General features: G+C 65.2%; 13 protein-coding genes. 6 read left to right on the forward strand and 7 right to left on the reverse strand.

Annotation, left to right across the window (positions count from 1 at the left end; translation table 11 throughout):
* The first annotated feature begins 5 nt into the window (after window positions 1–5).
* Entirely contained in the window at window positions 6–1,415 is a 1,410-nt protein-coding gene (locus AOT87_RS12130; RefSeq protein ID WP_057968619.1) for an amidohydrolase family protein, read from the forward strand.
* On the opposite strand, the gene pucL is transcribed toward AOT87_RS12130, so the two are convergent.
* The 5 genes from pucL to AOT87_RS12155 all read right to left on the reverse strand — a co-directional run bounded on the left by pucL (window position 1,412) and on the right by AOT87_RS12155 (window position 5,961).
* Window positions 1,412–2,320: a factor-independent urate hydroxylase gene (pucL, locus tag AOT87_RS12135; protein WP_057968620.1), complete on the reverse strand. Its 909-nt coding sequence runs from the start codon at window positions 2,318–2,320 to the stop codon at window positions 1,412–1,414. The genes AOT87_RS12130 and pucL overlap by 4 nt on opposite strands.
* A gap of 16 nt (window positions 2,321–2,336) precedes the next feature.
* Entirely contained in the window at window positions 2,337–2,660 is a 324-nt protein-coding gene (gene uraH / locus AOT87_RS12140) for a hydroxyisourate hydrolase (RefSeq protein ID WP_057968621.1), read from the reverse strand.
* On the reverse strand, window positions 2,657–3,199 hold the full coding sequence (gene uraD / locus AOT87_RS12145) for a 2-oxo-4-hydroxy-4-carboxy-5-ureidoimidazoline decarboxylase (protein WP_057968622.1): 543 nt from the start codon (window positions 3,197–3,199) through the stop codon (window positions 2,657–2,659). Before uraD ends, uraH begins: the two co-directional genes overlap by 4 nt.
* Window positions 3,186–5,138 (reverse strand): solute carrier family 23 protein, encoded by a 1,953-nt coding sequence (locus AOT87_RS12150; RefSeq protein ID WP_057968623.1) that lies wholly within the window; start codon window positions 5,136–5,138, stop codon window positions 3,186–3,188. Before AOT87_RS12150 ends, uraD begins: the two co-directional genes overlap by 14 nt.
* 112 nt (window positions 5,139–5,250) lie before the next feature.
* Entirely contained in the window at window positions 5,251–5,961 is a 711-nt protein-coding gene (locus AOT87_RS12155; RefSeq protein WP_030093719.1) for a GntR family transcriptional regulator, read from the reverse strand.
* Between the two features lie 157 nt (window positions 5,962–6,118).
* On the opposite strand from AOT87_RS12155, the gene AOT87_RS12160 reads away from it, so the two are divergent.
* A complete protein-coding gene (locus AOT87_RS12160) occupies window positions 6,119–6,859 on the forward strand; it encodes an aspartate/glutamate racemase family protein (RefSeq protein WP_057968624.1) in 741 nt (246 codons plus the stop codon).
* On the opposite strand, the gene puuE is transcribed toward AOT87_RS12160, so the two are convergent.
* Window positions 6,814–7,740, reverse strand: coding sequence for an allantoinase PuuE (puuE, locus tag AOT87_RS12165; RefSeq protein WP_057968631.1), 927 nt, complete (start codon window positions 7,738–7,740; stop codon window positions 6,814–6,816). The genes AOT87_RS12160 and puuE overlap by 46 nt on opposite strands.
* Before the next feature lie 40 nt (window positions 7,741–7,780).
* On the opposite strand from puuE, the gene AOT87_RS12170 reads away from it, so the two are divergent.
* Complete coding sequence (locus AOT87_RS12170; protein ID WP_046254003.1) at window positions 7,781–9,463, forward strand: NCS1 family nucleobase:cation symporter-1; 1,683 nt, start codon at window positions 7,781–7,783, stop codon at window positions 9,461–9,463.
* Here the strand turns inward: AOT87_RS12170 and AOT87_RS12175 are convergent.
* Window positions 9,451–10,017, reverse strand: a complete 567-nt coding sequence (locus tag AOT87_RS12175; protein ID WP_057968625.1) for an NTP transferase domain-containing protein — start codon at window positions 10,015–10,017, stop codon at window positions 9,451–9,453. The two genes, AOT87_RS12170 and AOT87_RS12175, sit on opposite strands and share 13 nt — an antisense overlap.
* Before the next feature lie 92 nt (window positions 10,018–10,109).
* Between AOT87_RS12175 and dctA the strand changes: the two genes are divergently transcribed.
* The 3 genes from dctA to alc all read left to right on the forward strand — a co-directional run bounded on the left by dctA (window position 10,110) and on the right by alc (window position 13,787).
* Window positions 10,110–11,471: a C4-dicarboxylate transporter DctA gene (gene dctA / locus AOT87_RS12180; protein ID WP_057968626.1), complete on the forward strand. Its 1,362-nt coding sequence runs from the start codon at window positions 10,110–10,112 to the stop codon at window positions 11,469–11,471.
* Between the two features lie 103 nt (window positions 11,472–11,574).
* Entirely contained in the window at window positions 11,575–12,774 is a 1,200-nt protein-coding gene (locus AOT87_RS12185) for an aldolase/citrate lyase family protein (RefSeq protein WP_057968632.1), read from the forward strand.
* Entirely contained in the window at window positions 12,771–13,787 is a 1,017-nt protein-coding gene (gene alc / locus AOT87_RS12190) for an allantoicase (protein ID WP_057968627.1), read from the forward strand. Before AOT87_RS12185 ends, alc begins: the two co-directional genes overlap by 4 nt.
* The last annotated feature ends 1 nt before the right edge of the window (window position 13,788 follow it).

Consider the following 13,788-nt stretch of genomic DNA (forward strand, 5'->3'; position numbering starts at 1 on the left):
GTGCGATGGACCCGATTGCCGCCACCGTCTACCGCGGGCATATCTTCCACATCGCGGGCTCCCCCGGCGTCGCCGATGCCGCTGCACACCTGCAGTCGATCCCCGATGGCGTGCTGGCGGTCAGCTCCGACGGTGTGATCGCATACTGCGGCACCTATACCGAACTGCCGCAGGCATACTCCGCGTGGCCGGTGCACGATCATCGCCCCGGTTTCCTGCTTCCGGGCTTCGTCGATACCCACATGCACTTCCCGCAGACCTACTGCACCGATTCTTATGGCGGCGGCCAACTGCTGGAGTGGCTGCAGCGCTGCATCTTTCCGGCAGAGGCCAGTTTGGCCGATCCGGTGCTCGCCCAGCACATCGCCGAAGCCTTTTGCCGGCGCCGCATCGCCGTCGGCACCACGGCCGCGATGGTGATGGGCTCGGCGTTCCCCGACGCGCAGGCTGCCTTGTTCACGGCCACACGCACCGCGGGCTTGCGGATGGTCAGCGGACGCGGCGTGCAAACCACCGGGCCCGACAGCGCCGCGCCGCTGCTCACCACCACCGAGCGCGCAATCCAGCTCTGTGCCGACGAAATCGAGCGCTGGCATGGCAGCCCGCTCACCGACGTGGCGCTGGTGCCCCGGTTCTCGTTGTCTGTCACGGCCGATACCCTCGCGGCGCTTGGCGAGCTGTACGACGGGGTGCGCGGCAGCGGCGTCTACTTCCATTCCCACCTCAACGAGAACGCCCGGCCCGGCACCGGTGAGGTGGACGTCACTCTCTCCACGTTCGGGGTGCGCAGCTATCTGGATACCTATGACGGTCATTTCCTGCCCGGCTCCCGCAAGGGCGGCTCAACCCTGTTGGGCCGCAGGAGCATCCTGGCGCACGCCGTGCATTGCCAGGATGCCGAACTTGCACGCATGGCCGAAACCGGTTCCTCCATAGCACATTGCCCTACCTCACAACTGTTCCTGGGCTCCGGGACCATGCCGTGGCGCCGGACCGTCGAAAGCGGAGTCACCATCGCTCTGGGCACCGATGTGGGCGGTGGCGATGAATGGCTGATGACGCGTGTACTGAACGACTGCTTCAAAGTCCATATGTCCGAACCGGCGTCGACCGCGGTGTCCCTGCATCCCGCCGAGCTGTTGTTCACCGCCACCCTTGCCGGGGCCCGCGCGCTGGACCGCGAGGAAACGTTTGGCAACTTGGACGAAGGCAAGGACGCGGACTTCCTGATCATCGATCCACACCGATGGGAACCGTTGGCCGACACCCTCTTCCGTGGCGTCCGGTCTGACGATGAGCAGTTGGCCACCGAACAGCTGCTGTTCCGGCTGCTGATGGGGCTACGCGAACCAGCCATCAGCTCGGTGCGGGTGCGTGGGCGCGATATCACCGGCTACCTCGACCGCGACTGCTAAACCAGCCAGGCCAGATGCGGGTCCCAGGCCGGCCCGGCCTCCGGAGCGTCGTCGCGGGCCACGATGGCCTGGATGAGCCCGTACGGACGGTCGTCTGCGTGGAAAACCTCGTTGGGGTTCTCCAGCCCGAACGGTGACAGGTCGTACACGAAGTGGTGCTTGTTAGGCGCCGAGAGCCGAACCTCGGCGATCAGCGGATACACCTCCAGAATCGCCTTGCCGATCTCGTACAGCGTCTGCTGCAGGGCCAGCGAATGCACGGTGGCGAAGCGCTCCAGAATGATCCGCTTGACCCCCAGATACGTCTCATCCCAGTCGATATCGGTACCGACAAAGCGCCATTTGGCCACCAGCGAGGTGGCCATCACCCGGTCACTGGTGGGCTGCAGAATCGTGTACTTGTCCTCGAGGAAATCGTGAAACTCCGAACCCGTCGACTTCAGCACGACCAGGTCTTTGAGACCACCGATCACCCAGCTCCGCTGCGCCGCACCCACACCGTCAACGGTGATCTCCGCGGTACGCACCTCCTGCCCCTTGCGAACCCAACTGTGGTCATGCTCGCGCCCGTCGACAACGACTCTCTCCCAGGAATATTCGTCGATCTCGATCCGCGCACCGGTCACCGGTTCGTACTCGTCCACAAAGTGATGCGCCAAGTCCAGGCCGTATCGCTCGATGGTCTCTATGCCCTTCTCCTTGGCGTAGGCATAGATGGTCTGCTTCTGGCTGTCGGTGGGCAGCACCTTGCGCTGATCGCCGTCTGTGTAGGCGGCGGCGAAATCCCCACGCAGCGCGCTGCCAACGTTGAGGTCCTTGATCTCATGACGCGGGCTGTCGCGATAGATCCTGACTACCCGATTCTCGGCCTTGCCGTACTGATTGCCTCCGAGGACGATTGCCACTGGTGCGTTTCCTTTCTCAGCTGCCGCGATAGGTGGAGTAGGCGTACGGGCTCAGCAGCAACGGGACATGCAGATGCCCACCACCGTCCGCCTGGAAACTGATGATCACTTCCGGGTAGAAACCCTCGATCCCGTTGTCGGTGAACCAGGTGCCGGTGTCGAAGACCAGCCGGTACCGCCCAGCGGCCAGCGCCGCACCAGTAAGGTCAGCGATCCTGCCGTCGGAATCTGTTGTGCCGTTGGCAAGCTCGGTGCCCGTGCCGTCGAGAAGCGTCACCGGCACGCCCCGCGCCGGTCGCCCGGATACCGCGTCCAGCACATGGGTACTCAAACCCGTCACAATCCACCTTCCGTCTCGACGTCATCGGCATGCCTGCCCGCCGGACCCAGCATCCGCTCCAGGCGGCTGCGATTGATCTTTCCCAATTCCATTCTCATCACCCGGCGCTCGTGCTGCGGGTCGTTCTTGAGCCGCTCCTGAAGAATCGCCAGTAGCTCCTCGGCGGGCCTACTATTCGCAAAGACCAGGTACACGTAGCCGAACCGCTCCTCATACTCGGCATTGCCTTCCCGTAGACGCTCCAGTACCGCGGCGTCGGCACCGGTGACCCCCGACTGCTCGCGGCGCGACGCCGCGTTATCGGCCCGCTCCCCGATCCGTGGGTGCCCGTCGAGTGCCTCGTCCACATCCGCGTCGGTCAGCTCGGCCAAAATCAGATCTGCCCGGTGGTACAGCGCGTCCTCATCGCGGAATGGCCGGCCTGCAGCGACCCGCACTGCCCATATCCGCGACGCGCAGCACTCGTAGAGCCAGTGGATCGCCTGGCCGTCGCTGAGCTCGTTGAAACTCTCGATCCCCCGCCAATCAACGCGCCGCATGGAAGTCCTCGAAGCGCCCGAAGCGGGCCGTCGTGATGGGGTTGGCGTCGGCCACCAGATCATCGAACCGGTAGTTGGCGATCTTGGCGATCTCAATGAGGGCGAACGACCGCTCGCTGGTCGTGGAGTTCTCCATGCGGCTCCACCCATTGCGCAGCACCCGCTCATAGCGCTCGGTCTCGCGCGCGCAGATCACCAGCGGAAAACCGAAATGCTCGCGATAGGCGTTGGCCAGGCTCACCACGTTGTTCAGCTCGCCCTCGTCGAGAGTCTGCAAAATGGTGTGGTCGACGGCCGTCATCTCTCCAGCTTCGTCCTCGGCGCCCAAATCGGGGAACGATCTGATCAGTTCAAGCTGTTCCTCGTCACTACCGGTGAGCATCGCCTCCTGGAAAGCGCTGCGTAGATCGTGTGCGTCGGCGAAGGGACGCTGGCGGTAGGCACGATCGACAACCCAGTGCACGTCTTGGACAAGTGCGCCGAAGGTGCGACGGAACTCTTCCAACGTCATCTCGTTGACCTGTGCGAGCCGGATGGCGCCGCCGCCCGCGACCGCAATACCCCGGCTGCCGGTGTGGAAGAACAACAGATTCAAGGCGATCGCGGTGATAGCGCCCATGGTGATACCGGTGCTGAACGGGATCTGCAGCAGGCCCGGCACGGCCTGATCGATTCCCGGCAATGCGGGAACCTGAACTTCACGTCCGTGATCCAGCACGGTCGACGGGCCCGATGATTGGGAGAACTGTACGTACATCCCCATGGCCAGTGAGGTACTGGCGATGATCAGGTTGCGGTGGTCGTTGAAGTCGACCTTGCCGAGTGTCTGGATGCCGACCACAGCCACCGTCGCGAACAGTGTCATCGCGGCCCCGCCCAGCACCGGGGCGGGGATGGACTCCACGACCTTGGCGGTCTTGGGCAGCACGCCCAACACCATCATGATCACCCCGGCGGCCGCTACTACCCAACGACTCTTGACCCCGGTCAGGCGCACCAGACCGACATTCTCCGAGAACGCCGTGTACGGGAATGAGTTGAAGGTGCCGCCGATCATGGTGGCGATGCCGTCGGCACGCACGGTGGCGGCGATATCCGCCCCGCGCACCCGCTTGCCGACGATCTCGGCGGTCGCGAAGACCGCCCCGGTGGATTCGACGGCCGTCACCATCAGCACCACGATCAGAGACACCACCGCGATGACGTCGAAACGCGGTGCGCCGAAAGCAAATGGCGAGGTGAATCCGATCCAGCCCGCCTCGCCCACCCGGGTGAAATCGGTGTCACCGGCGAGCCAGGCAATGGCGGTACCGGCGATCAACCCGAGCAACACCGCGATGGTGCTCCAGAAGCCACGAAAGAACCTCTGCATCAACACGATCAGCACGATGGTGCCCGCCGCGTACATCAGCCAGCGCCCGTTGCCGGGATCGTGCGCGGCCACCGGGCTGTGCGGGTTGCGGACAGCGTCGCCGATGCCCACCGGTAACAGCGATACCCCGATGATCGTGATGACCGAGCCGGTCACGATGGGCGGGAAGAAGCGGATGAGGCGGGCGAAGAACGGGGCGATGAGGAAGGTGAACGCACCTGCGGCAATGACGGCGCCGTAGACGGTGAGCAGCCCGACCCGGCCGCCGCCATGGTCATTGGCGATCTTGATCACCGGGGCCAGGGTGGCGAAGGTGACCCCTTGCAGCAGCGGCAGGCGCACACCGATCTTCCAGAACCCGACCGCCTGCAAAATGGAGGCGATACCGCACGTGAACAGGTCAGCGGTGATCAGCATGGTCAGCGCCTCGGCGTCCAGGTCGATGGCGCGCGCGATGAGCAGGGGCACCAGCACCGCGCCGGCATAGAACGCGATCACATGCTGAATGCCCAGCGTGACGAGCTTGCCCGCGGACGGCACCTCATCGACGGGATGGACTCTCCTCATCGCGGAACCTCCCTGGTCTCGGTGCGTACCCGCCGGCCGCGCAAGCGACGCTAGGGCCAGCGTGTTGCGGCCAGGTTGCCGGGTGTCTATATTTTGCCGACCGGTCAATCCGCTACGTATCGACGATCACATCCAATTGCCCTGCGGCAGAGACTATCGCCGACTCCAAGCGGTCATGGTGCGTGCTCGCCACCGCGAGCAGGGCCTCGGTATCGCGCCTTGCCACCGCTGTGATCATCGCCTCATGGTCGGCATGCAGCTGCAGTTGATCCGACGCCGATACCGTCCGCATCACCTGAAACGGCTCCGTCAGATTCCAGGTGGCCTCGAACATGTGCAACAGGCGATGCATACCGCAAGGGGTCACCAGGGCGCGGTGAAAACGTCGGGAGTGCAGGTGAAAGGCCCGTGCATCACCCTCGACGGTCGCCTGTTGCAGCAGCTCGTGTTCCGCCAGCGCTCGATCCAGGTCCTCCGAGGTTGCCAGCGCTGCGGCCTGTGCCAGCGCGGCACGCTCGAGAACGCCTCGGGTGAAATAGATCTCACGAAGTTCCGGCAGCGTGAGCTGAGCCACCCGGTATCCGCCATTGGCCCGATGATTGACAAGTCCTTCGGCGACAAGGGTCTTGAGCGCTTCCCGCACCGGGATCGGGCTGATCTGGTACGTGTCGGCCACCTCGTTGATGGGGATCATCGAGCCCGGCGGCGCCGCACCGTCCAGGATGGCCCGCCGCAGCCCGTCGAGCACGCTCGTCTGGTCATGCCCGGACCGGTTGGCACGCAGCTCGTTGATCAGCCTCCGGTAGCGGAACGTACGTGACATTCGCCCTCCATCGCCGTCGTCTCACACCCGATCTTCCCAGCGCTCGCGCCGGGCCGCCATCGCTGGCGACACAGAGTTAACGCGAACGTTTCATGACGCGGTGCACTGTGACAACGCCACACCCCGCACCCTACGCGGGCGACGTACCCTGTGGGCCATGCGGATACGCGTCATCAATCCCAATACCACCGAGGCCATGACGAAGGCCATCGGCGTGGTGGCAGAGTCGGCGGCCTGGCCGGGAACCAGCATCACCGCCGTCAACCCGGCGATGGGGCCGGTATCGATAGAGAGTCATTACGACGAGGCGTTGAGTGTGCCCGGTGTGCTGGCCGAAATCCGCCGCGCCGAAATCGAAGGCGCCGACGGGTATGTACTCGCATGCTTCGGCGATCCCGGCCTCGATGCGGCCCGGGAACTTGCCACCGGTCCGGTGCTCGGTATCGCCGAGGCCGCCATGCACATGGCCAGTCACCTGGGCCGGGGGTTCAGTGTGGTCACCACGCTGGAACGCACCGCCGGGCGCGCCTGGGATCTGGCCGAACGCTATGGGATGTCACGTTTCTGCCGGGGCGTGCACGGTTGCGATATCGCGGTGCTCGACTTGGAAACCAATCCCCAGACCAAGGACATTCTCATAGAACTATGCCGCCGCGCGGCCCGCGACGACGGCAGCGAGGTGATCGTGCTGGGCTGCGCGGGAATGGCCGGACTGTGCCGGGATATCTCGGCAGAGATCGGACTCCCGGTAATCGACGGCGTGGCGGCCGCGGTGAACCTGGTGCAATCGTTGGTGTCGATGGGCCTGCGTAAATCCGGGCACGGCGAGTTCGCCGCGCCACCGTTCAAACCCTATGCCGGACTATTGGATTCGTTCGGTTCGATACCGGCGGGGTGAATCCGGCGCCAATGCTCGGCGATGTCGAGTCGTCTGGCGATCCACACCCCCTCATGAGCTTGTACGTGGTCGAGAAACCGCTCGAGCGCAACGGTGCGCGCCGGCCGACCCACCAGCCGGCAATGTAAACCCACCGACAGCATCTTCGGGCTGCCCGTCTCCCCCTCGGCGTACAGACAATCGAAGGCATCACGCAGATGGGTGAAAAATTGTTCCCCACTGGGGAATCCGGCCGGTGAGGCGAACCGCATGTCATTCGTGTCCAGGGTGTAGGGCACCACCAGGTGGTCGATCACACCGCCGTGGGCGGGCACCCGAACCCAGTACGGCAGATCATCGGCGTACGAGTCGGAGTCGTAGGTGAACCCCCCGTGCTCGACCACTAGCTGCCGGGTCTGTGGGGAGTCTCGCCCCGTGTACCACCCCAGAGGCGCAGCGCCGGTGAGATCGCGCACGATCTGAACCGCCTGCGCCATGTGCTCACGTTCGATATCCGGCGACACCAACTGATAGGACTGCCAGCGCAGCCCGTGACAGGCAATCTCGTGCCCGAGCTCACCGAACGCGGCCACCGCCTCCGGATTGCGCTGCAACGCCCGCGCCACCGCGAAGACGGTCAACGGCAGGCCACGGCGCTCGAAGACCCTCAAGACGCGCCAGAGACCGGCCCGTGAGCCGTATTCGTACAGCGATTCCATGCTCATGTGCCGGTTGGGGAATGCCTCGGCCGGGACCATCTCCGAGAGAAAAGTCTCCGAGCCCGCCGAGCCATCCAGGACGTTGTTTTCCGCGCCCTCTTCGTAGTTGAGCACGAACTGCACCGCGATCCGCGCCTCGCCGGGCCAGCGCGGGTGTGGCGGCGTGCGCCCGTAACCCACCATGTCGCGGGGTGTCGCCTGTCCAGCCTCGTTATGAGCCATCGTGCGCACGATAGTAGGCGGCCCGATTCACCGCATCGAATCACGTTCCGGTGGATCGATTCTGATCCGGGAAAATATTGTTTCCGCGCAACACGGCGGCAACACCGGCCGCTTAGTTTCGGGTGTCACCAGCTTTCCTGGCTGGTCGACATTCGGAGGAGGTTGTGTGAGCGGCACACTCACGGCTGAGGCCATCGCCCCCACCGGCGGACACGGTGCTGCCGGGGAAAGTGTGATCAAGCCCGGCTACGACCCGGCGTTGACCAATGGCGACCTGGCGCCGCTGCGGACTCAGAATTGGACCAGCTACAACTTCTTTGCGTTCTGGATGTCCGACGTACACAGTGTCGGCGGCTACGTCTTTGCGGGAAGTCTTTTCGCGCTGGGAATCTCAGCATCGCAGGTGCTACTCGCACTGCTGGTCGGCATCGTGGCAGTGTACTGGCTGTGCAACCTGGTGGCGCGCCCTTCGCAACAGACCGGCGTGCCCTACCCGGTGACCACGCGCATCGCGTTCGGAGTGCGCGGCGCCAATCTTCCGGCCGTGATCCGCGGACTCATCGCCGTGGCCTGGTATGGCATTCAAACCTATTTGGCATCAACGGCATTCGTGCTTCTGGCGGTGAAGTTCGAGCCTTCGCTGGGCCGCTACGCCAATGCCGACGAGTATGGCTTTCTGGGTCTATCTTTCCTTGGCTGGGGCGGCTTCCTGCTGATGTGGGTACTGCAGGCCGCAGTCTTCTGGAACGGCATGGAGGCGATACGTAAATTCATCGACTTCTGCGGGCCCGCGGTGTACGCGGTGATGCTGGCACTTGCGCTCTATCTGGTCGTCGCGGCCGGTTGGGAAAACGTGCATTTCGGCCTGGCGTCGGGCCCGCCGAAAACTGGGTTCGCCGCAGCGGCGACGGTGCTGAGCGCGATCGCGCTGGTGGTGTCGTACTTCTCGGGTCCCATGCTCAATTTCGGTGACTTCTCCCGATATGGCCGCACCTTCGACGAGGTCAAACGCGGCAACTTCCTGGGATTGCCGTTGAACTTCCTGTTCTTCGCCGTGTTGGCGGTGTGCACGGTGTCGGCCGGCGCAACGGTCATCGGACGCGGCGAGGACGGCGCCATCATCACCGACCCGGTGCTGATCGTGGACAAGATCAACAACACCACCGCGGCGGTGCTGGGCGTGCTCACCTTCGCGATCGCCACCATCGGGATCAACATCGTGGCCAACTTCGTCTCGCCCGCTTTCGATTTCTCCAATCTGGCCCCGACACGGATCAGCTGGCGTGCCGGCGGGATGATCGCGGCGGTCGGCTCGATCCTGATCACGCCCTGGAATCTCTACAACAACCCCAACACCATCCACTACACGCTCGACATTCTCGGCGCCGTGATCGGCCCACTCTTCGGAGTCCTGATCGCCGACTTCTATCTGGTGCGGGGCCGCACGGTCATCGTGGACGATCTGTTCACGCTGTCGCCGTCGGGGGCGTATTACTACCGCGGCGGCATCAACCCGGTCGCGGTGACCGCGACGGTGGTCGGTGCCGCGGTGGCCATTGCGACGGTGATCTGGGGCAGCGCGTATCTGGCCGCCTTTACCTGGTTCGTGGGCGCGGGTATCGGTTTCGCCGTCTATCTCCTCGGCATGCGATACACGCCGCGGCATCTGATTTACGGCCGGTAATCGTGGTCGCAACCGTCGCCGAGATGCTCGCACGGCACCTCGATCACATCGCCGCGTGCGGCCAGGTACGGCCCGGCTCCCCGGTCGCCCGCCAGCACGCTCGACAACGGGCCGAAATGATCCGAGCCGATGTACACCGGATGGCCCGGCCGACCGCCGAATGTCGCGCGGACCAGTGCCGATCTGCGGCGCTCACTGGCGTGCAGCACCGCACCGACCACCTCCGGCCCCACCGATGGCAGGTCCACCAGATGAATGAGTACCCCGGCCACATCTGTGCGCGGGTGCGCAACGTCCAGCACCGCCCGCACCGATTCCGACACGCCGCCGCGCCACCGCGCGACGTCGATACCTCGTGCGGGCAAAAGTATCTCGGCCGGCGCAGCGCCCTGCGTCACATAGATCTCGTCGCAACCGCCCCGGTCCAGTGCGGCGACGGCCAGTTCGAGCCAGCGCCCATTCTCGGCAAGGATCTTCGGCATGCCGTAGCGGCTTCCGGCACCGGCTGCCAGCACCGCACCGATGACAAGGCCCGTGGCGGTATCCGGTTGCATACGTCCATCGAACCGCACGGGCACGCCGTGCGTAATACGGGCTGAATACCGTGTTCACATCCGATAAACAGGCCGTCGTTACGGTCGCGCACATGTCGACCGCCATCGAGACACCCGCCAGCGAGATGGTGCGCCTGGCGAACAAGCCGCCCTGGTACCGATCACTGTTCGTCCAGCTTCTGGCGGCGATCATCGCGGGCGTACTTATCGGGTGGCTGTGGCCGGAGGTCGGCGCTGATCTGCGCCCCCTGGCGGACGGTTTCATCAAGCTGATCAAGATGCTGATCGCCCCGATCATCTTCTGCACGGTGGTGCTCGGGATCGCCCACGTCGGCGACCTCAAGTCCGTCGGCAGGATCGGCGTCAAGGCCCTGATCTACTTCGAGGCGGTCACCACATTTGCCCTGGTGTTCGGCCTGCTGGTGGGCAATCTCGCCAAACCGGGAGCGGGATTTCACATCGACGCGGGCACCCTGGCGACGGGGGCCGATGCCATCGCGAAGAAGACCAACAACGGTGAGCTGCCCCATACCGTCGAGTTCCTGCTCGGCATCATCCCCTCCTCGATCGTGTCGGCCTTCGCCGAGAACGCGCTGCTGCAGGTGCTGTTCTTCGCGGTGCTGTTCGGCCTGGCGCTGGCCAAGTTCGGCGAATCGGGGCCGCCGGTGGTCCTCGAGTTCATCGACCATCTCAGCCACATCTTCTTCACCATCATCGGGTGGATCATGCGGCTGGCGCCGCTGGGAGCGCTCGGCGCGATGGCCTACATCGTGGGTCAATACGGCATCGGCTCGCTGGGCAGCTACGGCAAGCTCATCGCGGCCTGTTACGCGGCGGCGCTGCTGTTCATCGGAGTCCTGGCGGTGATCGCGCGGATTTTCGCGGGAGTGAATCTCTGGAAATTCGTCGTCTACATCAAGGACGAGCTCTTCCTGGCGCTCGGAACCGCATCCACCGAAGTGGTGCTGCCGCGCATCATGACCAAGCTCAATCACGCGGGCTGTTCCAAGACGACTACAGGACTGGTCATTCCCACCGGATACTCCTTCAACCTCGATGGGGCCACCCTTTACTTGTCGATCTGTGTGCTATTCCTCGCGCAGGCACTCGGGGTCGACCTGACCCTCGGAGAACAGATCACCGCCGTGCTGGTGCTGATGCTCACCTCTAAAGGCATGGCAGGCGTGCCGGGTTCATCGTTCCTGGCGCTCTCGGCGACCGTCGCGGCGATTGGCCACGGCGCCATCCCGGTGGCCGCCGTGGCGCTACTGCTGGGCGCCGACCGGATCATGGACTCGATGCGCGTGTCGGTGAATCTGCTGGGTAACTGCGTGGCGACGATGGTGGTGGCCAACTGGGAAGGCCAACTCGACAAGGACCGCATGCGCGCGGTTCTCGCCGGTGAACAGGTCGCCGACGAGCCCGAGGAGGAATCCTCAGCTGCACACGCCTGAGCGCCGCCGCAGCGAGTCTGCGAGCATGGGACCCGTGTCAGCGGCTTCTACGTCCCACCCACCAGAGGCCGATGGTCCCGACTGGCTGGCTCCCATCGCAGCGCTGGTGGCCGGTCTGGACGCCGAGCTGGCGTCTGCCTACCCCGATTGCCGCAGCGAACCGCAACCGATCCACACCGCGTACGTCAGCGCGGAGCTGGCCGGCGTGCAGACCCCTGCGCAGTGGGGTGAATCCGCGCTCGAACTCCTCGGGCGCCACGAAGAAGTGCTCGCGGCACTCGACACACAGGGCGTGCTGCCCCGCGTCTCGGAACGGCTTGCCGCCTCCCCCATCCAGGATCTGCGGGTGGACTTCGAGGACGGCTACGGCTGGCGCGAAGACGGCACCGAGGACGCCGACGCACGCAAGGCGGGACGCACCTTGCGCTCACTGTCGATCGCGGCGAATCCTCCTGCGGTACTGGGCATCCGGATCAAGGGCCTGACCTCGCAACACCTGCGGCGCAGCGTACGCACATTGGAACTGGTGCTGGACGGCGCGTCGGGCGTGCCGCGCGGATTTGTCACCACCATCCCGAAATTCCGCGCGCTGGCCCAGGTCGAGGCGGCCCTGCGTTTGTTCGACGAACTCGAGCGGGTACACGGATTACCGCATGGTTCACTGCGTTTCGAGCTTCAGATCGAAAGCCCGCAAGCAGTGCTGGGCGCCGACGGCACCGCCACCCTGGCCAAGGCCATCCATGTTGGGCAGGGGCGCCTCACCGCATTGCATTACGGAACCTATGACTACAGCGCGGCATGCGGGATCGCCGCCGAGCATCAGTCGCTGGAGCATCCCGTGGCCGATCACGCCAAGGCGGTGATGCTCGCCGCCGCCGCGCAGACCGGAGTATGGGTATGCGACGGCTCCACCCAGGTGATCCCCGACGGCACCCTCGAACAGCAGGCGGCGGCACTCACCAGACATCACCGGCTGGTCACCCGCGCCCTCGAACGCGGCTACTGGCAGGGCTGGGACATGCACCCGGGACATCTGATCACCCGCTGGCTGGCGACCTACGGCTTCCACCGGCGCGCGCTCGCGGTGGCCGGCCCGCGCATCGTCGCCTACCTGCAACGGCAGGGCGGCGGTGTCATCGACGAACCGGCGACGGCGCAGGCCTTGGCCGCCGGGGTTCTGCGCGGTCTGGACTGCGGCGCCTACTCCCCCGACGACGTGGTCGCCATCGCACCCGGATGCGACCGGGCGGTACTAGACCAACTCGTGCAACGCACCACAACAGGAGATACCGACCAGCAATGACCGGCAATACACCCACCGGGCTGCCAGATTTCACGATGCTGCCCGATCTGGCGCTGCGGCCGCTCGGCGGCGCGGTGATCTGGGCCAACGACGACCTCTTCGCCGAGAAAGAGAACCTGATCAAGCCCGGGCCCGCCGACTACCGGCCCGCGACCTTCGGGCACAAGGGACAGGTGTACGACGGATGGGAGACCCGGCGCCGGCGCGACCCCGCGGGCGAGCCCGGCCACGACTCCGCCATCGTCCGGCTGGGCGTCCCCGGTGTGATCGCGGGCATCGTCGTCGACACCGCATGGTTCAAGGGCAACTACCCGCCGGAGATATCGGTCGATGCCGCCGAGATCGAGGGGTACCCGCCCGCCGACGATATCGCGCGGAATACTCACTGGCACAGCATTATCGGGCGCACCAGGGTCTACGGAGACAGCCGCAACGTCTTCGACGTCCACTCCACACAACGGTGGACACATGTGCGGTTGACCATGCACCCAGACGGCGGAGTCGCCCGATTGCGCGTGCATGGCCATGGCCGGCCCGACCCGCGATTCCTTGACGCCGGGCAGTTCGACCTGGCCGCCATCGAGAACGGCGGCCTGGTGACCGATTGCTCCAACCGCTTCTACAGCTCACCGCAGAATCTGTTGTTCCCCGGCGTTGCCCGGGTGATGGGCGACGGATGGGAAACTGCGCGCCGCCGCGACGATGCCAACGACTGGGTGCAGGTGCGGCTCGCCGGTGAAGGGGTACTGCGCCTGGCTGAGATCGACACCTCGTATTTCGTGGGCAACAGCCCCGGCGCCGCGGGGCTGCAGGGCTTGAGCGCCCAGGGCGACTGGGTTCCGCTGCTGCCGCGCACCCCGCTACAGCCCGACACCCGGCACCGATTTCTGCTGGATGGCCGGCAGCCCGTCACCGACGTCCGCCTGGACATCTACCCCGACGGTGGGCTGGCGCGCTTACGCCTCTTCGGTGACCTCACAGCGGCAGGGCGGGCCTCCCTCGAAGACCGTTGAC

The organism is Mycobacteroides sp. H003, from assembly GCF_001440135.1.
Taxonomy (GTDB): Bacteria; Actinomycetota; Actinomycetes; order Mycobacteriales; family Mycobacteriaceae; genus Mycobacterium; species Mycobacterium gwanakae.